The sequence below is a fragment of the Clostridium disporicum genome (assembly GCF_001405015.1).
In the GTDB taxonomy this organism is placed as follows: domain Bacteria; phylum Bacillota; class Clostridia; order Clostridiales; family Clostridiaceae; genus Clostridium; species Clostridium disporicum_B.
The window spans coordinates 81,234-102,252 of record NZ_CYZX01000004.1; the positions used below are offsets into that span (position 1 = coordinate 81,234).

The 21,019-nt window shown below is 31.3% G+C and carries 15 protein-coding genes; 13 read left to right on the forward strand and 2 right to left on the reverse strand.

Going from position 1 to position 21,019, the window contains the following annotated elements; translation table 11 throughout:
* The first annotated feature begins 140 nt into the window (after positions 1–140).
* From gdhA to recJ, 5 genes are all read left to right on the forward strand, one after another.
* Positions 141–1,487: an NADP-specific glutamate dehydrogenase gene (gene gdhA, locus ARA56_RS03685; protein WP_055264077.1), complete on the forward strand. Its 1,347-nt coding sequence runs from the start codon at positions 141–143 to the stop codon at positions 1,485–1,487.
* A 249-nt stretch (positions 1,488–1,736) separates the two neighbouring features.
* Positions 1,737–3,686 (forward strand): DNA gyrase/topoisomerase IV subunit B, encoded by a 1,950-nt coding sequence (locus tag ARA56_RS03690; RefSeq protein WP_055264079.1) that lies wholly within the window; start codon positions 1,737–1,739, stop codon positions 3,684–3,686.
* 22 nt (positions 3,687–3,708) lie between these two features.
* Positions 3,709–6,627: a DNA topoisomerase IV subunit A gene (locus ARA56_RS03695; protein ID WP_055264081.1), complete on the forward strand. Its 2,919-nt coding sequence runs from the start codon at positions 3,709–3,711 to the stop codon at positions 6,625–6,627.
* 11 nt (positions 6,628–6,638) lie between these two features.
* Positions 6,639–7,178, forward strand: coding sequence for a DJ-1 family glyoxalase III (locus tag ARA56_RS03700; RefSeq protein ID WP_055264083.1), 540 nt, complete (start codon positions 6,639–6,641; stop codon positions 7,176–7,178).
* Between the two features lie 158 nt (positions 7,179–7,336).
* Positions 7,337–9,103, forward strand: coding sequence for a single-stranded-DNA-specific exonuclease RecJ (recJ, locus tag ARA56_RS03705; protein ID WP_055264085.1), 1,767 nt, complete (start codon positions 7,337–7,339; stop codon positions 9,101–9,103).
* 203 nt (positions 9,104–9,306) lie between these two features.
* On the opposite strand, the gene ARA56_RS03710 is transcribed toward recJ, so the two are convergent.
* Positions 9,307–9,489 (reverse strand): alpha/beta-type small acid-soluble spore protein, encoded by a 183-nt coding sequence (locus tag ARA56_RS03710; RefSeq protein WP_032117680.1) that lies wholly within the window; start codon positions 9,487–9,489, stop codon positions 9,307–9,309.
* Positions 9,490–9,635: 146 nt separating this feature from the next.
* Here ARA56_RS03710 and ARA56_RS03715 point away from each other — a divergent pair, with 146 nt between their 5' ends.
* The 8 genes from ARA56_RS03715 to ARA56_RS03750 all read left to right on the forward strand — a co-directional run bounded on the left by ARA56_RS03715 (position 9,636) and on the right by ARA56_RS03750 (position 19,340).
* Positions 9,636–10,709, forward strand: coding sequence for an undecaprenyldiphospho-muramoylpentapeptide beta-N-acetylglucosaminyltransferase (locus ARA56_RS03715; RefSeq protein ID WP_055264087.1), 1,074 nt, complete (start codon positions 9,636–9,638; stop codon positions 10,707–10,709).
* 131 nt (positions 10,710–10,840) lie between these two features.
* Positions 10,841–11,272, forward strand: a complete 432-nt coding sequence (locus ARA56_RS03720) for a flavodoxin domain-containing protein (RefSeq protein ID WP_055264089.1) — start codon at positions 10,841–10,843, stop codon at positions 11,270–11,272.
* A gap of 140 nt (positions 11,273–11,412) precedes the next feature.
* Positions 11,413–14,934 carry a pyruvate:ferredoxin (flavodoxin) oxidoreductase gene (nifJ, locus tag ARA56_RS03725; protein ID WP_055264091.1) on the forward strand — a complete coding sequence of 1,174 codons (3,522 nt, stop codon included), beginning with the start codon at positions 11,413–11,415 and terminating at the stop codon, positions 14,932–14,934.
* A gap of 162 nt (positions 14,935–15,096) precedes the next feature.
* Complete coding sequence (locus ARA56_RS03730; protein WP_055264093.1) at positions 15,097–15,432, forward strand: DUF1292 domain-containing protein; 336 nt, start codon at positions 15,097–15,099, stop codon at positions 15,430–15,432.
* Between the two features lie 139 nt (positions 15,433–15,571).
* Positions 15,572–16,396 carry a PHP domain-containing protein gene (locus ARA56_RS03735; RefSeq protein ID WP_055264095.1) on the forward strand — a complete coding sequence of 275 codons (825 nt, stop codon included), beginning with the start codon at positions 15,572–15,574 and terminating at the stop codon, positions 16,394–16,396.
* A gap of 14 nt (positions 16,397–16,410) precedes the next feature.
* Positions 16,411–17,604, forward strand: coding sequence for a pyridoxal phosphate-dependent aminotransferase (locus tag ARA56_RS03740; RefSeq protein WP_055264097.1), 1,194 nt, complete (start codon positions 16,411–16,413; stop codon positions 17,602–17,604).
* 255 nt (positions 17,605–17,859) lie between these two features.
* The gene (locus tag ARA56_RS03745; RefSeq protein WP_055264099.1) at positions 17,860–18,504 is read left to right on the forward strand and encodes an HAD-IB family hydrolase; all 645 of its coding nucleotides are present in this window, start codon (positions 17,860–17,862) and stop codon (positions 18,502–18,504) included.
* Positions 18,495–19,340, forward strand: coding sequence for an aminotransferase class IV (locus ARA56_RS03750; protein WP_242855866.1), 846 nt, complete (start codon positions 18,495–18,497; stop codon positions 19,338–19,340). The genes ARA56_RS03745 and ARA56_RS03750 overlap by 10 nt, the downstream gene beginning before the upstream one ends.
* Before the next feature lie 28 nt (positions 19,341–19,368).
* Here ARA56_RS03750 and ARA56_RS03755 read toward each other — a convergent pair whose 3' ends face one another.
* Positions 19,369–21,009 (reverse strand): putative manganese-dependent inorganic diphosphatase, encoded by a 1,641-nt coding sequence (locus ARA56_RS03755; RefSeq protein WP_055264101.1) that lies wholly within the window; start codon positions 21,007–21,009, stop codon positions 19,369–19,371.
* Between the last annotated feature and the right edge of the window lie 10 nt (positions 21,010–21,019).

Here is a 21,019-nt window from a genome sequence, read left to right on the forward strand (position 1 = left end):
AAAAGTAGATATATTCATAAAATAAATCTAAATATTATGTTAAATTTTTGATATTTCAGCAAAAAAATATGAAATAACATGGAAAATATTTAAAATATGTTGTATCATTTAATAGAAAAAGAATGTTAGGGGCGATATATATGAATGGAAGAGAGTACGTATTAAAAGTTTTAGATGAAGTTAGTAATAGAAATGCAGGAGAGAAAGAATTTTTAGATGCGGTTAAAGAGGTTTTATTATCTTTATCACCAGTTTTTGATAAACATCCAGAATATATTGAAGCAGGTTTATTAGAAAGAATTGTTGAACCAGAAAGACAAATTATGTTTAGGGTTCCATGGGTAGATGATAATGGAAATGTTAGAGTAAATAGAGGATTTAGAGTACAATTTAATAGTGCTATAGGGCCATATAAAGGAGGATTAAGATTCCATCCAACAGTTAATGCTAGTATTATTAAATTCTTAGGATTTGAGCAAATATTTAAAAATTCTTTAACTGGACTTCCAATAGGTGGAGGAAAAGGCGGATCAGACTTTGACCCTAAAGGAAAATCAAATGGAGAAGTAATGAGATTCTGTCAAAGCTTTATGGCAGAGCTTTATAGACATATAGGTCAAGATACAGATGTACCTGCAGGAGATATTGGGGTAGGTGCAAGAGAAATTGGATATATGTACGGATATTATAAAAAGCTAAGAGGTGCAAATGACCCTGGAGTTTTAACAGGTAAAGGCTTAACTTACGGTGGAAGTTTAACTAGAACTGAAGCAACTGGATATGGATTAATTTACTTCACAGAAGAAATGATGAAGGATAACAACTTATCATTAGCAGGTAAAACTGTAGTTATATCAGGCTCAGGAAATGTTGCTATATACGCAACAAAGAAGGCTACTGAATTAGGGGCAAAAGTAGTAGCTTTAAGTGATTCTAATGGATATATATATGATGAAAATGGAATTAACTTAGATGCAGTTAAGGAAATTAAAGAAGTTAAAAGAGGTAGAATTAAAGATTATTTAAACTATGTTCCAACTGCTAAGTATGCTGAAGGATGCAGAGGAATATGGAATATTAAGTGTGACGTAGCTCTTCCATGTGCAACTCAAGGTGAAATAGATGAAGCATCAGCTAAAATTTTAGTATCAAATGGGACTAGAGTAGTAGCAGAAGGAGCTAATATGCCTTCAAGCTTAGATGCTATAAAAGTGTTCCAAGAAAATGGTATATTATTTGGACCTGCAAAAGCAGCAAATGCTGGTGGAGTTGCTTGTTCAGCACTAGAAATGTCACAAAATAGTATGAGATTATCTTGGACATTTGAGGAAGTTGATAATAAATTAAAAGATATAATGGTTAATATATATAGACAATCTGCTGAAGCGGCTAAAGAATATGGAGAAGAAGGTAATATATTAATGGGATCAAATATTGCTGGATTTAACAAAGTTGCAGAAGCTATGATGGCTCAAGGAATAGTATAAAAAATAAAAGAAGTCAACGTTTAGTATGCGTTGACTTTTTTTGGTTTCTGAAAAACTTTGCTAATTCATAAAATACGGGATAATATAAGTATGTAAAGTAAAAGTGAAAAAATTACCAGATAATAGCTATTTTTAAAAATTTTTAGAAATAAATTTGCAATCGAAAGTATGTTTATGTAAAATTAAAAGATATGACAGAATTAATTGAAAAAAAGATAGGTTTTATATAGATTTTTCTTGGAGGTTTATATGAGTAATAATATAGATAATAGATATGATGTAACAGACTTAACATCTTTAGAAAAACTTGAGCCAGTTAGAGTAAGACCAGGTATGTATATAGGTTCAACTGGAACTAAGGGATTACATCATTGCATATGGGAAATTTTAGACAACTCCATTGATGAAATTTCAAATGGTTATGGGGATAAAGCAACGATAATTATCAATAAAGATAAAAGTATTACTGTTATAGATAATGGAAGAGGAATACCAACTGGAATTCACCCGACTAAAAAGAAGTCTGGAGTTGAAATGGTATTTACAGAATTACATACAGGAGGAAAATTTAATAATAAGAATTATAAAACCTCTGGAGGGCTTCATGGTGTTGGAGCTGCTGTAGTTAATGCCTTATCTAAATGGTTAGAAGTTGAAGTGCATCAAAATGGTAATATTTACAGACAAAGATTCGAATTTGCTTATGATAAAGAACTTAAGAAGGATATGCCAGGTACTCCAGTTACAGCTTTAGAGGTGGTTGGAAAATCTAAGACTACTGGAACAAGAGTAACATTTAAGCCTGATAATGAAATTTTCTCTACTACGGATTTTAAATTTGACATAATAGATGAGAGATTAAAAGAATTATCATTCCAAAATAAAGGGATACGTTTAGAGCTTATAGATAGAAGAAAAGATGAAGAGGTAGTTAAAGAGTATTACTCTGAAAGAGGTTTACTAGATTTCATTGAATATTTAAATGAAAGTAAGACGGTATTACATCCAAATCCAATTATTTTTGAAGGAGAAAGAACTGTAGATAATATACAGATGTTTGGAGAGGTATGTATTCAATTTACTGATTCAACTACAGAATATATAGCAAGCTATGTTAATAATATTCCAACTACTGAAGCTGGTACTCATGAAGCTGGATTTAAGACTGGTATGACAAGAGCTTTCAAAGAATGGGCTAGAAAATTAGGTCTTGTAAAAGAAAAGGATAAGGATTTTGAAGGCGATGACCTTAGAGAAGGTATGACTGCCATAGTAAGAATTAAAATTACTAATCCTATATTTGAAGGACAAACTAAGACTAAGCTAGGAAGTTCAGAAGCTTATACAATGATGAATGATTTAGCATACACTAGACTTGGTGAATGGATAGAAGATAATAAAGAACTTGCAACAACGATTATAAATAATGCATTAGCTACTGCTCAAAGAAGAGAAAAGATTAAAAAGATAAATGAAGCTGAAAAGAAGAAAATAGGTAAGGGTACTGCACCGTTAGCTGGTAAAGTTGCTGTATGTACATTAAAAGATAATACAGTTAATGAGTTTATCGTAGTTGAGGGAGATTCTGCGGGAGGTTCTGCAAAGCAAGCTAGAGATAGAAGATTCCAAACTATTATGCCATCAAAAGGTAAGATAATGAATACTGAAAAGCAAAAACTTGAAAATGTATTAGCGTCTGAAGAACTGAAAATATTTAATATTGCAGTAGGAACAGGAACTTTAGACAACTATAGAGAAGAAGATTTAAAGTATGACAAAATAATAATTATGAGTGATGCCGATGTTGATGGATATCATATCAGAACATTATGGATGACATACATTTATAGATATATGAGACCTCTTATACAGAATGGACATCTTTATTTAGCTCAACCACCATTATATAAGGTTTATAAAACTGTTAAGGGAAAAGAAGTTCATAAATATGCTTATAGTGATGATGAGTTAGAAAAGGTAAAAAAAGAAATCGGTAAAGGCGCATTAATTCAAAGATATAAAGGACTTGGAGAAATGAATCCAGACCAACTTTGGGATACAACATTAAATCCTGAGACTAGAACTCTTTTCCAAGTTACCATAGAAGATGCAGCTAAGGCTGAGAAAATGGTATCTCTATTAATGGGAGATGTAGTTGAACCGAGAAAAAATTATATGTATAAGTATGCGGAATTTTAAATAGTACGAAAGGAGCTTTTTAATGGCTAAGAAGGAACACAATATTCCAAGAGATAATAATATTTTAAGAGTACCTCTTGAAGAGGCTATGCCTGATAACTACCTTCCTTATGCAGTAGAAGTTGCTAAGGATAGAGCGTTGCCAGATGTTAGAGATGGATTAAAGCCGGTACATAGAAGAATACTTTATGGTGCATATATGTTAAAGGCTTTTCCGGATAGACCATATTATAAGTCTGCAAGAATAGTAGGAGACGTACTAGGTAAATTCCATCCTCATGGAGATTCATCAGTTTATGATGCTATGGTATTAATGGCTCAAAACTTTTCTACAAGAGAACCTTTATTTGATGGACACGGTAACTTCGGTTCTATGGATGGTGATGGAGCTGCAGCAATGCGTTATACTGAGGCTAGACTTTCCAAGATAGCTATGGAAATGCTAAAAGATATAGATAAAAATACAGTAGATATGGTTCCAAACTATTCTGATTCAGAAATGGAACCTAAAGTATTACCATCTAGATATCCAAATCTTTTAGTTAATGGAACCTTTGGTATAGCGGTAGGATTAGCTACTAATATACCACCTCATAACTTAGGAGAAGTAACAGATGGTGTGCTTGCATATATTGATAATCCAGAAATAACTACAAAAGAGTTAATGGAATATATAAAAGCACCAGATCTTCCAACAGGAGGAGTTTTAATAGGTAAAAACTCTTTATTAGCTGCCTATGAAACTGGAGAAGGAAAGGTTACGTTAAGAGCTAAGACTGATATAGAAAAATTAGAGAATGGCAGATGGGGAATAGTTATAACAGAATTCCCGTATAGAAGAAATAAATCAAAGATACTTCAAACAATCTCTGAAATGACTGGAGATAAAAGACATCAAAAAGCTTTAGAAGCCATTACTGATATAAGAGATGAATCAGATAGAAGTGGTGTTAGAGCTGTAATTGAACTTAAAAAAGCTGCAGACAAAGATGTTGCAGATAAAGTATTAAAATACTTATTTAAGAAAACAGATCTACAATCTAATTTAAGCTTTAATATGGTTGCTTTAGCAAATGGCAAACCTCAGACTATGGGGTTAAAAACTATAATAACTCACTATGTTAACCATCAAAAGGATATAGTGACAAGAAGAACTATAAGAGAGCTAGAAGTAGCTGAAAAGAGACACCATATTGTTGAAGGATTTATAAAAGCTATAGATGTTTTAGATGAAGTAATTAAAACAATAAGAGAATCTAAGTCTAAAAAGGATGCAGGGGAAAATCTTATAGCTAAGTTTGGTTTCAGTGCACTTCAAGCAGAAGCTATATTAGAGCTTATGCTTTATAGACTAACAGGCCTTGAGATAAAGGTATTCCAAAAAGAATATGCAGAGCTTGAAAAGACTATTAAGAGATTAAGAAAGATATTAGCAGATGAAAAAGAACTTCTTAAGGTTATAAAGACAGAGTTAAAGGAAATCACTGATAATTATAGAAATCCTAGAAGAACTAAAATAGTTGAGGATGATAGTGAAGCTAAGATTGATATAGAAGAACTAATAGTTGTAGAAGATGTAATGATAACTCTTTCTAAAGATGGGTTTATAAAGAGAATACCTCTTAAGACATATAATAGATCTAATTCTAATGCTGATGATATAGATTATAGAGAAGGTGACGAACTTAAATTCTTGGTTAAATCTAACACAACTGAAAGTTTAATAGTATTTACCGACAAAGGAAATATGTATCAAACAAAAGGAATTAATATTCCAGAATTAAAATGGAAAGAGAAAGGTGAAAGAATAGATTCTATTATTAAAACATTAAACTTAGATGACGAGAATATAGTACAAGTAATGTCTGTTCCGTTATTTGACTCTAATAAATCTATTCAATTTATAACAAATAAGGGAACTATAAAAAAGAGTTCTTTAGATAAATTCCAAACAAATTATAGCAAATTACAAGCTGTAAAGCTTAAAGATGGTGAGGTTATAATCGATGTAATAATGCTTGATTGTGATGAAAATAAGTCATTTTTAAGTGTTGAATCTAAAAATGGATTAAAATTTACGCTTGAAATACCTACTCTTGAAGATACACCAAGAAATGTTTTAGGATTATCATTATTTAACTTAACTGCTAATGATGAAGTTATAAAAGTAGAGTATGTAGAACAAATTGAGTATAAACAGTTCTGGGTAGGAGTAACTCAAAAAGGGACTATAAAATCATTTTCTAGGGGCAGAAGCAGTGATAGATTAAAAGTAAATACAGACACAGCAAGTGAATTACTTTTATTCACTGATAAAGGAAATGTATTTAAGTTACCAACATTCTTAATTCAAAATGTAACAGAAACAGAGATTCCTTTAGAAAAAGTTATAGAAGGATACACATCAAAAGAGAAGATAGTAGATGTATACTCACTGAAGAGCTATGATGATAATAAGTTAGTGTATTTCTTTACTAAAAAGGGAATGATAAAAAAGACATTATTAAAAGAGTATGATGGTAATTATGCTTATCAAGTAGCATATAAATTAAAGTATGAAAATGATGTTGTTGTTTCAGTTAATATATGTAGTGAGGGTAATGGAAATGTAATTATAGCAACTAAGAATGGTATGGCTATAAGATTCCTAGAGGAAAGTGTAAGCACTATGGGAAGAGTTGCATCAGGGGTTACCGGAATAAGCTTAAGAGATGATGACTTTGTAATAATGGGTAAAGTCGTTGAATTGAAAAATAGCTTATCTGATGATGAAATCGCCGTAGGTTTAGCTAATGTAGATTTAACTTTAACTACAAGAAATAAAGAAATAAAAGTTGTAAATATAAATGAAATTAAGCTTCAAAACAGGGCAGGTAGAGGAACAACAGTTATGGTTACTGCTTTTGAAGATGAAGTTGTAGAAGCAGAATTTAATCAATAAAGGGAGGTTTTATGATGAAGGTTGCTGTGTTATTAGCAGATGGATTTGAAACTTTAGAAGGTTTAACAGTAGTAGATATAATGAGAAGGGCAGGGGTATGTTGTCATACTTTTGGAACAAAATCTCAAAATGTTAGAACATCGCATGACGTGGTTGTAGAAGCTGACAAGTTATTAAATGATGAGGTTTTAGAATATGATATGATAGTTTTACCAGGAGGAATGCCAGGATCAGTTAACCTAAGAGATGATGAGAAAGTAAATGAAGTTGTTATGGATTTCTATAAGAATAATAAAATAGTAGCTGCAATATGTGCAGGTCCAATAACTTTAGGAAAACTTAAAATTTCAGAAGGTAAAAATGTTACATGTTATCCAGGATTCCAAGATCAACTTGGAAATTGTAACTACAAAGAAGAATTAGTTGTAGTAGATGGAAATATAATAACAGGAAGAGGTCCTGCAGCGGCAATACCATTTGCTTTTGAATTATTAAAGCATGCTGCACCAGATAAAGTAGAAGAGCTACAAAAAGGGATGCTTTTTAAATAAGTTAATAGCAAAGAATTAAAAGTTAAGAGTTAAAAAGGAAAATTGTTTAGACGATTTTTTTATAATGCAAGTTTGAAAGTCAGCGTATAGCTGGCTTTTTTCCTGAATCATTAACTATAAAATATTAACTTTTAACTAAGAAAAAGGGGTGAGTAAGTATGGAAAAGTGGACAGTTAGAAATGTTAAATTTAACTGTGAAGCATTTGCTAAAGCTCTTGGAGTTAGCAATGTAGTAGCTAGATTATTAGTTAATAGAGATATTTATAAATTAGAAGAGGCTAATAGTTTTTTAAATAGCAAAATAGATGATTTTGAAGATTACAAAAAGCTTTTAGATATGGATAAAGCTATAAAAATAATGAAAGATAGCATAGATAAAGGTGAAAAAATTCTTATTGTAGGAGATTATGATGTTGATGGAGTAATAAGTTCCTATGTACTTTATAGTGGATTAAAAAAATGTAAAGCTAATGTAAGTTATGTGATTCCAGATAGAATAAAGGATGGATATGGAATTAATGAAAATATAATAAAAAATGCTTATGCTGATAAAGTAGATTTAATAATAACATGTGACAATGGTATATCAGCTATAGAGCAAATAAAATTAGCTAAGGAATTAGGACTAAAAGTGATAATAACTGACCACCATGATGTACCTTTTGTTGAAAATGAAGATGGTGATAGAACATTTATAGTTCCTGAAGGTGATGCTGTAATTAATCCTAAACAAGAAGAATGCAAATATCCATTTAAAAAGCTTTGTGGTGCAGGAGTTGCATATAAATTTATTGAAGGTATGTATGAAGCCTATGGAATAAATAAGAATGAAGCACTTGAATTATTACAATATGTTGCTATTGCTACTGTTTGTGATGTAGTTGATTTGATTGGAGAAAATAGAATAATCGTAAAAGAAGGTTTAACGATAATTAATAAAACTGATAATATAGGATTAAGAGCTTTATTTAAAGAAACAGGTCTTGATAATAAAGAGATTTCAGTATACGCATTAGGCTTTGTTATTGGACCAAGTATAAATGCATCAGGTCGTTTAGAACAAGCAGAGTGGGCTTTAAGGATGTTGCTTTCAAAAAATGAAAAGGAAGCAGAAGAACTTGCTAAAAAGCTTAATGAACTAAATAAAGAGAGACAAGAACTGACAAGAGAAGGATTAGAGAAAGCTATTGAGATAATAGAATGTAACAACATGAATAAAGAAAAAGTATTAGTTGTATACTTAGAGGAAACTCATGAAAGCATAGCTGGAATAATCGCAGGTAGAATAAGAGAAAAATATAATTTGCCAACTATTGTATTAACATCAGCTCACGAAGGAGCTAAGGGGTCAGGAAGATCTATTGAAGAGTATAATATGTTTGAGGAATTAATAAAGTGTAAGGATTTATTGGGGAAATTTGGAGGGCATCCCATGGCTGCTGGAATGTCTATTGCAAATGAAAACATAAATGAGTTTAGAAAAAGATTAAATACTCAAACTACTTTAACTGATGAAGATATTATTCCAAAAGTATCTATTGATATGCCTTTGGCATTAAAAGATATAAATTTTAACCTTATAGAAGAGATAGCTAAGTTAGAGCCTTATGGAAAAGCTAATCCTAAACCAACTTTTGGTATTAAAAATTTAAAAGTATTAGAAGCAAAAATTTTAGGTAAAGATAAAAATGTTTTAAAGTTGAAGATAAGCGACGGTAATCTTTGTATAGATGGAATATACTTTGGAGATATAAATGATTTTGATGAAGCTTTAAAAGTAAGTTATGGAGAAGATGAATATAATAAAGTATTTAATGGATATCCTAATAGGGTAAAGATTGATGTAGTATGTGTTCCAGAGATAAACGAATTTAGAGGAAATAAAAAAGTTCAGTTGATAATTCAAAATTATAGATTTAATTAAAAGTTATACTGCTAGTAAAATTTCAATTACTCAATAAAGCAAGTAGATAAGTTGATAAATATAAAACTTTTTTATACTTAATATTTTTAGGTTAAAACTAAAGGAGGAAATGAATAAACATTTCCTTCTTTATTTAAATACTAGTTTTTACAAGATTATGATGTTGATATTCTAGCATATGTAGTGAGTGTTATGCATGGCGGTTATTTTAAACCTGATTCGTATTGTTCAACCATACGTTTAACCATTTCACCACCAACGCTACCACATTGTTTTGAAGTAAGGTCTCCATTGTAATCTGTAAAAGGAACACCCATTTCAGTAGCAACTTGGCTCTTGAATTTTGCCAAACCTTGTTTAGCTTCAGGTACTAAATTATATGCCATAGTTTCACCTCCTTTTATCTTTACGTTAATAGCTTATCCAAATTTTTAAGTTGTATTTTATTAAATTAAAGGAAAAGGTGGCAAAATAACGACTTAGTGGTAAAATAGAGATGATTTATAATTTTAAATTTTATATGAGGTGTTTTATGAGTAAATATAAAATAATAATGACTGGTGGGGGAACTGCAGGACATGTAACTCCAAACTTAGCATTGATTCCTGAACTGAAGAAGAGAGGGTTTGATATAAAATACATAGGAAGTATAGATGGAATAGAAAAAGAAATAATAGGAGATGCTAATATTCCATATTTCCCAATTTCAAGCGGAAAATTAAGACGCTATTTTGATATGAAGAATTTTTCAGATCCTTTTAAAGTTATAAAAGGTATTTACCAGGCTAAAAGAATTCTTGATAAAGAAAAGCCAGATGTAGTTTTCTCAAAAGGTGGGTTTGTTGCCGTACCAGTAGTTATAGCTGCATCTATGAAAAAGATACCTGTTGTTTCTCATGAATCAGACTTAACGCCAGGATTAGCAAATAAACTTTCAGCTCCTTTCTGTAATAAGCTTTGTGTTACATTTAGAGAAAGTTTAGCTTATGTAAAAGATGGTAAGGGTGTTTTAACAGGAACTCCTATAAGAAATGAAATACTTCAAGGTAGCAAAATAAGAGGAAAAGAAATTTGTGGATTTAAGGATGATAAAGATATTCTGCTTGTAATTGGTGGAAGTTTAGGTGCTAAAAGTATAAATGATGAAGTAAGAAGAGATTTAAGTAAGATTTTATTAGATTTTAATGTTATTCATATATGTGGAAAAGGGAATTTAGATGAAAGCTTAAACTCTATAAATGGTTATAAACAGTTTGAGTACGTAAAAGAAGACTTACCACATCTTCTTCAAGCGGCAGATTTTATAATATCTAGAGCTGGAGCAAATGTTATTTTTGAGCTATTAGCATTAAAGAAACCAACACTTTTAATACCTCTTTCTAAGAAAACAAGTAGAGGAGATCAAATTTTAAATGCGAATTCTTTTGAAAAAGAAGGTTACTCTTTAGTTTTAGATGAAGATGAAATGATGGAAAAACATAATTTAATTGATAAATTAACAGATTTGAAGAATAATAAAAATAAACTTATTACCTCTATGCAAAATAGTAAGGTAAAAAATGGTGTTGATGAAATAATAAGTATTATTTTGAAAAGTATTAATTAAAAACGTATAACAAATTTAGTAATACACGAAAATATTACATTTGATAACTTGAAAAAAAATTCAGCTGTTATATAATAAAAGATGGAGTGTAAAAATAGGAAGTATTTTAGAAAAATAAGAGGTGCTAGTATATGAAGAAAGTTTCAATTATTTATTGGAGCAATGGCGGAAACGTTGAGCTTTTAGCTAACTGCATAGCAGAAGGTATTAAAGGTGATATAGAAATAAATTTAAAACACGTTAATGATGCTTCAGAAGAAGATGTTATAACAGCTGATGCTGTTGCTATGGGGAGCCCGGCAATGGTGGAGGATGAGATAGAACAATTAGAAATGAAACCCTTCATAGATAAGTTATCTAGTATTAGATTTAATAATAAGCCTTTAGTGCTATTTGGTTCTTGTGGATGGAGAGACGATAAGTTTATACATAACTGGGAAGCTATTATGAATGATTATGGGTTTGAAACTATAGGGAAAGTAGTTTGTAAAGAGTCTCTTACAGAAAAGGATGTAGAGTTAGCTAAAACTTTAGGCGAAGAAATATCAAAATTATTATTATAATTAAAACCTTATTAGAGAAATCTCTAATGAGTTTTTATATATAACACTTAAAAGTACTTTAAAATGGTTTTTATGATATTATATGATATCATATAATAAATTTTATTGATTATTTTTAGATGGAAAGAGAGGTAGACACAATGAGAAAAATGAAAACTATGGATGGTAATACTGCTGCAGCTCATATATCATACGCATTTACTGAAGTGGCAGCAATATTCCCAATCACACCATCATCACCAATGGCTGAACACGTTGATGAATGGGCTTCTCAAGGAAGAAAAAATATTTTTGGCCAACCTGTACACGTAATGGAAATGCAATCTGAAGCAGGTGCTGCAGGTGCAGTACACGGTTCATTACAAGCTGGAGCTTATACAACTACTTACACAGCTTCACAAGGGTTATTATTAATGATCCCTAACATGTATAAGATTGCTGGTGAAAGATTACCAGGAGTTATTCATGTTTCTGCTAGAGCTTTAGCAACATCTTCATTAAGTATCTTCGGTGACCACCAAGACGTAATGGCTGCAAGACAAACTGGTTTTGCAATGTTAGCTGAAGGATCAGTACAAGAAGTTATGGACTTATCTGCAGTTGCTCACTTAGCAGCTATAAAGAGCAGAATTCCATTCATGAACTTCTTTGATGGATTTAGAACTTCTCACGAAATTCAAAAAATAGAAGTTTTAGAAACAGAAGAATTAGCTGAATTAGTAGACTGGAATTCAGTAGAAGAATTCAGAAAAGGAGCTTTAAATCCAAATCATCCAGTAACAAGAGGTACTGCTCAAAACCCAGATATCTACTTCCAAACTAGAGAAGCTGTTAACAGATTCTATGATGATGTTCCAGAAGTAGTAGAAAGCTATATGGCTGAAATTACCAAATTAACTGGAAGAGAATATCACTGTTTCGATTACTATGGAGCACCAGATGCTGATAGAGTTATCGTTGCAATGGGATCAGTTACAGATGTAGTTGAAGAAACAATTGACTACTTAAATGGTAGAGGAGAAAAGGTTGGGGTTGTTAAAGTAAGACTTTACAGACCATTCTCAATAGAAAGATTATTAAAGGCTATTCCATCTACAGTTAAGAAGATAGCTGTATTAGATAGAACTAAGGAACCAGGATCAATTGGTGAACCTTTATACTTAGACGTTGTATCAGCATTCTCAGGAAAAGCAAATGCTCCACAAATCGTAGGAGGAAGATTCGGATTAGGATCAAAAGATCCAAACCCATCTCACATTGCTGCTGTATATGCTAACCTTACTAAGGAAGAGCCAAAGAACGGCTTCACTATAGGTATAGTAGACGACGTAACTAATACTTCATTAGAAGTAACTGAAGATATCGATGCTACTCCAGCAGGAACAAAAGCATGTAAGTTCTGGGGATTAGGATCAGATGGTACAGTTGGTGCTAATAAGAGTGCTATCAAAATTATCGGAGATAAGACTGATATGTATGCTCAAGCATACTTCTCATATGACTCTAAGAAGTCAGGTGGTATAACAGTATCTCACTTAAGATTTGGTAAATCTCCAATTAAGTCACCTTACTTAATAGATAAAGCTGATTTCGTAGCTTGTCACAACCAATCATATGTTTATAAATACAATGTTTTAGAAGGATTAAAGAAGAACGGTAAGTTCTTATTAAATACTATCTGGACACCAGAAGAATTAAATGAAAAATTACCAGCAAGCATGAAGAGATTCTTAGCTGAAAACAACATTGAATTCTATACATTAAATGCTGTTAAGATAGCTCAAGAAATCGGTCTTGGTGGAAGAATCAACATGATAATGCAAGCTGCATTCTTTAAGATAGCTCACATCATTCCAGTAGAAGATGCAATCAAGTACTTAAAAGAAGCTGTTGTAACTTCATACGGTAAGAAGGGTGAAAAAGTTGTTAACATGAACAACGCTGCTATCGATATGGGTGTAGAATCTATCGTTAAGGTAGAAGTTCCAGCTGACTGGAAAGATGCTGTTGATGCTGAAGTTGAAACTACTAAAGATGTTCCAGCATTCATCAAAGAAATAGTTGAACCAATCAATAGACAAGAAGGATTCTCACTTCCAGTATCTACTTTCGTAGACCACAATATGGAAGATGGTACTTTCATGGCTGGTACTGCAGCTTATGAAAAGAGAGGAATAGCTATAAATGTTCCTGAATGGCAACCAGATAAGTGTATACAATGTAACCAATGTGCATATGTATGTCCACATGCTACAATCAGACCATTCTTAATAAATGAAGAAGAAAAGAACAATGCTCCAGAATCTATGAAGATAGTTGCTGCTAGAGCATTAAAGACTGAAGAACCAATGTCATACAGCATCGGTGTATCACCACTTGACTGTACTGGATGTGGAAACTGTGCTCAAGTATGTCCAGCTCCAGGTAAGGCATTAATTATGAAACCAGCAGATACTCAACACGATCAAATCGCTGCTTGGGATTACGCTGTAGAAGAAGTTTCAGCTAAGAAGAACCCAATGAACAAGAACACAGTTAAGGGAAGCCAATTTGAGCAACCATTATTCGAGTTCTCAGGTGCTTGTGCTGGTTGTGGAGAAACTCCATATGCTAAGTTAGTAACTCAATTATTCGGTGATAGAATGATGATAGCTAACGCTACTGGATGTTCATCAATTTGGGGTGGATCAGCTCCTTCAACTCCATACACAGTTAACCATAACGGACATGGTCCAGCTTGGGCTAACTCATTATTCGAAGACAATGCTGAATTCGGATTAGGTATGTTCTTAGGAGTTAAGACAATAAGAGAAAGAATTGCTAGCAATATAGCTAAGCTTATTGAAACTGAAGAATTATCAGAAGATGTTAAAGCAGTATTAAATGACTGGTTAGAACACAGAGAAAGCGGAGAAGGTACTAGAGATAGAGCTAATAACCTTACAGCTGCTCTTGAATCTATAAATTCTGAATTAGCTAACACTATATTAAAAGACAAAGAATTCTTCGTTGCTAGATCTCAATGGATCTTCGGAGGAGACGGTTGGGCTTACGATATAGGATACGGCGGATTAGATCACGTATTAGCATCAGGAGAAAACGTAAATGTATTAGTATTTGATACAGAAATTTACTCAAATACTGGTGGTCAATCTTCTAAATCTACACCAACTGCTGCAATCGCTAAGTTTGCTGCTTCTGGTAAGAGAACTAAGAAGAAAGACTTAGGTATGATGGCTATGTCTTATGGTTATGTATATGTTGCTCAAATTTCAATGGGTGCAGATAAGAACCAAACATTAAAAGCTATAGCTGAAGCTGAAGCTTATGATGGACCATCATTAATCATAGCTTACGCTCCATGTATAAGCCATGGTATTAAATCTGGTATGGCTAATTCACAAGATGAAGCTAAGAAAGCTGTTGATTCAGGATACTGGGCTCTATACAGATACAACCCAGCATTAAAGGGAACTAAGAACCCATTCTCATTAGATTCTAAGGAGCCAAAAGCAGACTTCAGAGAATTCTTAATGGGAGAAGTTAGATATGCTGCATTAGCTAAAGCATTCCCAGAACAAGCAGAAGCTTTATTCCAAAAGACTGAAGAAGATGCTAAAGAAAGATTAAACAACTACAAGAGACTTGCTGCTCAAGAGTAGTTATAAATAAAAAGAGACCGAAAGGTCTCTTTTTTAGTTGAAGATTGACATAAATATATAATTTGCGTAAAATATTAATATTAAATTTTAAAGTTTTACTTTTATTTTCCTATAAATAAGGGTACAATGATAAGGACTACTTAAATATAAGGAGGAGTTAAGATGGATAACGAATTAAATAAATGTGGATGCGGTGAAAGCTGCGGATGCGATCATGATCACAACAATGAAGGTTGTGGAGAAGGCTGTGGATGTGGAGAACACGAACATGAGCATATGGTTGTAGACCTAGAAGACGATAACGGAAATGTTATTTCTTGTCCTATAATTGATGCATTTGAATACGAAGGTGAAGAGTATGTTTTAGCTCAAGATCCAGAAGGTGATTCAATATACTTATTTAGAGCTACTGAATCAGGAGAATTAGTAGTTCCAGATGAAGCTGAATTCGATAAAGTTGCTGATTACTATAGCAACGTTTTAGCTGAAGAAGAATAATAAAAAAAGTGCCTTGGGCACTTTTTTTATTATAATTTTATTTAAATATCTATAGTAATTTACAATCTATTCAGCTAGTGATATATTTATTAATAAGGAAAAATAGATAAGAATTTCACTTGAGGAAAAGGTGGATAAAATGAAATCAGTAGATTTACATATACATTCATGCTATTCTGATGGAATATACACACCAGAACAAATAGCAAAGACGGCAAAGGAAAAAGGAATTAAATGCATTTCTATAACTGACCACGATTCAATAGCAGCTCAATATATTGTAAATACAGAATATAATAATAAAGACTTAAAAATAATACCAGGAATAGAATTAAGTACAGAATATAAAGAAATGGAATTACATATACTTGGATATTTTATAGATATAGAAAACAATAACTTAAAATGTTTAGTAGATAATCTGAATAAACAGAGGTTAAAAAGAGTAGAGAAAATACTTTATAATTTAAAAGGATATGATATAAATATACAATTAGATGATTTAGGTGTAGATTTAAATTCTACAATAGGTAGAAGCCATATAGCTAATGCAATGGTTAAAAAGGGCTATTTTGATAATTATAAAACAGCATTTAAAAGTTATTTAATTAAAGGTAAACCAGGGTATGTTAAGGGTTTTAAATTAACTTATAGAGAAGCTTTAGATATAATTATGGAAAGTGGAGGAGTACCAGTTTTAGCACATCCAGGACAAATTTATAAGAAGATAGAAGTAGAAAATATTATAAAAGAATTAAAGTGCTTTGGATTAAGTGGAGTGGAGGTATATCATCCAAGTCATTCTGCGATAGATACAAATAAATTTTTTAATATGGCGAAAAAATATAAATTATCAATTACTGGAGGAAGCGATTTTCATGGAAGAGCAAACTTTGATGAACAATCTATAGGTAGTTGTGGAATAAATGATATATTATTAAATAAATTTATAAAAAATAGATAATAATTGGGGGAAATATGGAGCTATCGACAAAAGCAAGAAAAATAGAACAATCTGTAACTTTAATGATAACAGCAAAGGCTAAAGAACTAAGAGCAAAAGGAATTGATGTAGTGAGTTTCGCTGCAGGTGAGCCAGATTTTAATACACCTAAAAATATTATAAATGCAGCAAAAGAAGCAATGGATAATGGAAATACTAAATATACTCAAACTAGTGGAATAATAGAATTAAAAAAAGCTATATGTAAAAAGCTAAAAGACGATAATGGACTTTTATATGATGATTCACAAATAGTTGTTTCTACAGGGGCTAAACAATCTTTAGCAAATACTTTTATGGCAATATTAAACCCAGGAGATGAAGTTATAATACCAGTTCCTTATTGGGTTAGCTATCCTGAACTAATCAAATTAGCTGATGGAAAGCCTGTATTTGTAAATACTGGAGAAGAAAATGATTATAAATATAATGTAGAAGCTTTAGAAAAGGTTATAACTAGCAAAAGCAAGGCTATTATATTAAATAATCCTAATAATCCTACAGGAACTATTTATACAAAAACAGAATTAGAAGCTATAAGTGAATTTGCTAAAAAATATGATTTAATGATTATTTCTGATGAAATATATGAGAAATTAACTTATGATGGAAATAAGCATGTTAGTATAGCATCGTTAAGTGAAGACGCGAAATCTAGAACTATTGTAATTAATGGATTCTCTAAAACTTATTCTATGACTGGATGGAGAATCGGGTATACAGCATCTTCAACAGAAATTGCTAAGATTATGACAAATATTCAAAGCCATATGACATCAAATACATGCTCTATAACTCAATATGCGGCTCTAGAAGCGTTAAATGGGCCACAAGAAGATATTTATCATATGATAGAGGAATTTGAGCGTAGAAGAGATTATATGTATAAAGAATTGTGTAATATAGAGTGTATAAAACCAATAAGGCCACAAGGTGCTTTTTATATTATGATTAATGTAGAAGAGACAATTGGGAAAGCAATTAATGGAGAAACTATAAAAAGTTCATTAGATTTTGCTAGATTATTATTAGATAATGAAAATGTTGCAGTAATACCAGGAGAAGCTTTTGGATTAGATAATTATATTAGAGTATCATATGCAACATCTATGGAAGCAATTGAAAAAGGAATTAATAGAATAAGAGAATTTATAAGTAAGTTGAAATAAAGTGCGAAGCACTTTGGTGAAAGGTTTGATTTCGTCAAAGGGGAAAAGTCAGCTAAAGCTGAGGAGAAAATATTGCCTAGGGCAATAGGGAAAAGATCTCTAATGAGATAAAATGATTTTCTCTGCTACTTATAGTAGCATTTTCCCCTTAACGTAGTTAACTTTTCCCAGCTACGTAGTAGCCTTTCACTTCGACAAAGTCGACTTTTCACTTGCGAGCCTTAGATCGCACTTTATTTAATGTTGGAGGATAAGATGGAGAAAGTTAAATTAGCTTTATTTGATATAGATTATACTATAACTAGAAAAGAAACACTTATGGAGTTTTATAAGTATATAGTGTCTAAAGATATAAAAAATATTAAGTTTTTGCCAAGAGCTTTATATTCAGGACTTATGTATGGAATTAAAGTTTATGATGAAAAGAAAGTTAAAGAATGTTTCTTAAAATTTATAGAGAATATAGAGGAGAAGGATTTAGCTATATTGACTAAAAAGTTTTATGATGAAAGATTAAGTAAAATTCTTTATAAAGATGCACTAGATATGATGCATAAATTAAAAAGTGAAGGATATATGGTTATATTAATATCTGCATCACCAGAATTTTATATAAAGGAATTTTATGCTATAGATGATGTAGATTTTATTATAGGTACTCGATTTACTTTTGAAAATGGAAAGTTTGTTAGAAAAATGAGCGGCAATAATTGCAAAAGAGATGAAAAAGTGAGTAGATTGAAAGCATATCTTAAGGAAAATAATATAGAAGCAGATTATGAAAATTCTTATATGTTCTCTGATTCATTATCTGATTTACCTCTTTTAGAGTTAGTTGGTAAGCCATATCTTATAAATTATAATAAGAATCATAATATAGAGGTTTTAAGATGGAAGTAAAAGGAGAGAGTTTAATGAAGGTAGAAGCTATAAATAAGTTCTATCTAAAAGATGGAAAGATTTGCGAAGTAAAAGACTTTGTAGATGATAATAGTGATAAAGGAAATATTATTTATGAAGTTTTTAGAATAGAAGGTGGGACCCCTATTTTTCTAAAGGATCATACAGAAAGGTTACAGAGATCTTTTTCGCTTTTAAATTTAGAAATGCCATTTTCTATTGAAGAGTTTAGAAATAATATTGCGAAAGTTATAAAGGCTAATGATTATGTTCTTGGAAATATGAAGATGACTTATAATATTTTAAGCAAAGAGTTAAAGATATTCTATATACCTCATAAGTATCCATCAGAAAAAGATTATGCAGATGGAGTTAAAACAATTCTTTATCATGGAGAAAGAGAAAATCCAAATATAAAGATAGTTAACAAAAGCTTTAGAGAATTAATAAATGAAGAGTTAGCTAAGCAAAATGCATATGAAGCTATATTAGTTGACAGAAATGGTGATATAACAGAAGGTAGTAGATCTAATATCTTTTTTATAAAAGATAAAAAGCTTATAACAGCACCAGGGCAGGCTGTTCTTTTAGGAGTAACAAGAGCAAAGGTTATGTTAATTGCTAAAGATTTAAAAATTGACGTTATAGAGAGAACTGTAAAAGAAAGTGAAATAAAAGATATGGATGCAATGTTTATTTCAGGGTCATTAGCTAAGGTTCTTCCAATAGCTTATGTTGATGATATGAAAAAAGATGCACATAATGAAATATTAAGAAATATAATAGATAGATATAATTATATGGTAGATGAATGTATAAAAGAAAATAAAGAATAAAAAATCCAGCAAGAGCTGGATTTTTTTATTAAGCTGAAGTTATTGTGTTTGTTATTGGTGGTACAACTTGTTTCTTTCTTGAAAGAACTCCTGGAAGGAAAGCACCGTTATCTTTTAATGTAACATTAAATGCTTTTTCAACTATTTCAGGTTGTTCACCAGCAACTAATATTTCAGAACCTTCGTTAAGTATATCTGTTAATAAAAGCATAACCATATCTAAGTTAGCTTCTTTTGCTTTAGTTTCCATGTACTGAAGCATTTCTTCTTTTAAAGGCATAAATCCTTCGATATCCATAGTGTTAACTTGAGCTATTCCAACTCTAGTACCTTCTATAGTGAATGGTTTATAATCTTGGTTAAAGATTTGAGCTACAGTCTTACCTTTTAGTGAAGTACCAGCTTTAAACATTTCTTTAGCGAATTCTTCTACATTAATTCCTGCTATTTCTGCAAGCTTTCTGCAAATATATTCATCAGATGGAGTACAAGTTGGGCTTCTGAATAATAATGTGTCAGAAATTATTGCTCCACATAATAAACCAGCAGCCTTCTTAGAAGGTCTTAATCCATTTTCAAAGAAGCATTTAGCAACTATTGAAGAAGTACTTCCAACTGGCTCATTTCTGAAGTATATAGGATTACTTGTTTGAATATCAGCAACTCTGTGGTGGTCTATTATTTCGATTACTTCAGCATCTTCTAAACCATCAACAGATTGACCTCTTTCATTGTGGTCCACTTGAATAACTTTTTTCTTATGATTTGAAATTAAGTGATATCTAGATACTGTTCCTAAAACTTTTCCGTTAGAATCTGTTACAGGGTAGCTTCTAAATCTAGTTTCAATCATAATTGGCTTTATATCATCTACTAAGTCATCAGTTGTGAAAGTAACTAAGTTATCCTTAACCATAACATATCCAACTGGTATACTTTGAATTATTAATCTTGAAGTTGTAAATGAGTCATAGTTAGTAAGGATGACAGTTACACCGTGTTCTTTAGCTAAATTAACTATATTTTCAGATGGAGCATGAGCACCAGTTATTATTAATAAAGAAACATTAAGTTTAATTAAAGCTTCTTGAACTTCTTCTCTGTCACCAACTATTGCGATATCTCCAGCATCAATATGATCAACCATGCTATTAGGTTGCATAGCTGTAACAACTATTTTACCAGGGAAAGTTTTTGTATTTTGGTTAACATAGATAGCTTTAGCTGAAAGTGTATCTAAGATATTGTCTAAAGACGTATTACTTTTAGCTAATATTTGATTATCCCATATATCCATATAACATGATGTAAGGTTTGAAACTGCAAGTACACCTAATAAGTGCTCATTTTCATCAGCTACTGGAATAGTTTTTATATTCTTGTCACTCATTATTTTCCAAGCCATCTTTAAAGATATTTCAGGTGAAATTGGAGTGATGTAATCAAATTGTAAGTCTTCTACCTTTAACTTAACAGTATTTAAATATTTTGGAGCTTCTGCTTTGAAATAATCTAAAATAAATTGAGTTTCTTGGTTTGGAGTACCAAGCCTACAAGCTACTGCAGGAATGTTTCCTGTCTTGTTTTTAAACTCAGCATAAGCATAAGCTGCGCAGATTGAGTCTGAGTCTGGGTTTTTATGACCAGTTACATAAATTAAATCTTTCAACTTTTTTTCC

Coding starts and splice junctions, on each gene's coding strand:
- ARA56_RS03750 (WP_242855866.1), top strand. CDS start 18,495: ATGGAAGTAAAAGGAGAGAGTTTAATGAAGGTAGAAGCTATAAATAAG.
- ARA56_RS03700 (WP_055264083.1), top strand. CDS start 6,639: ATGATGAAGGTTGCTGTGTTATTAGCAGATGGATTTGAAACTTTAGAA.
- ARA56_RS03710 (WP_032117680.1), bottom strand. CDS start 9,489: ATGGCATATAATTTAGTACCTGAAGCTAAACAAGGTTTGGCAAAATTC.
- ARA56_RS03730 (WP_055264093.1), top strand. CDS start 15,097: ATGGATAACGAATTAAATAAATGTGGATGCGGTGAAAGCTGCGGATGC.
- ARA56_RS03715 (WP_055264087.1), top strand. CDS start 9,636: ATGAGTAAATATAAAATAATAATGACTGGTGGGGGAACTGCAGGACAT.
- ARA56_RS03740 (WP_055264097.1), top strand. CDS start 16,411: ATGGAGCTATCGACAAAAGCAAGAAAAATAGAACAATCTGTAACTTTA.
- ARA56_RS03690 (WP_055264079.1), top strand. CDS start 1,737: ATGAGTAATAATATAGATAATAGATATGATGTAACAGACTTAACATCT.
- ARA56_RS03735 (WP_055264095.1), top strand. CDS start 15,572: ATGAAATCAGTAGATTTACATATACATTCATGCTATTCTGATGGAATA.
- ARA56_RS03695 (WP_055264081.1), top strand. CDS start 3,709: ATGGCTAAGAAGGAACACAATATTCCAAGAGATAATAATATTTTAAGA.
- gdhA (WP_055264077.1), top strand. CDS start 141: ATGAATGGAAGAGAGTACGTATTAAAAGTTTTAGATGAAGTTAGTAAT.
- ARA56_RS03720 (WP_055264089.1), top strand. CDS start 10,841: ATGAAGAAAGTTTCAATTATTTATTGGAGCAATGGCGGAAACGTTGAG.
- nifJ (WP_055264091.1), top strand. CDS start 11,413: ATGAGAAAAATGAAAACTATGGATGGTAATACTGCTGCAGCTCATATA.
- ARA56_RS03745 (WP_055264099.1), top strand. CDS start 17,860: ATGGAGAAAGTTAAATTAGCTTTATTTGATATAGATTATACTATAACT.
- recJ (WP_055264085.1), top strand. CDS start 7,337: ATGGAAAAGTGGACAGTTAGAAATGTTAAATTTAACTGTGAAGCATTT.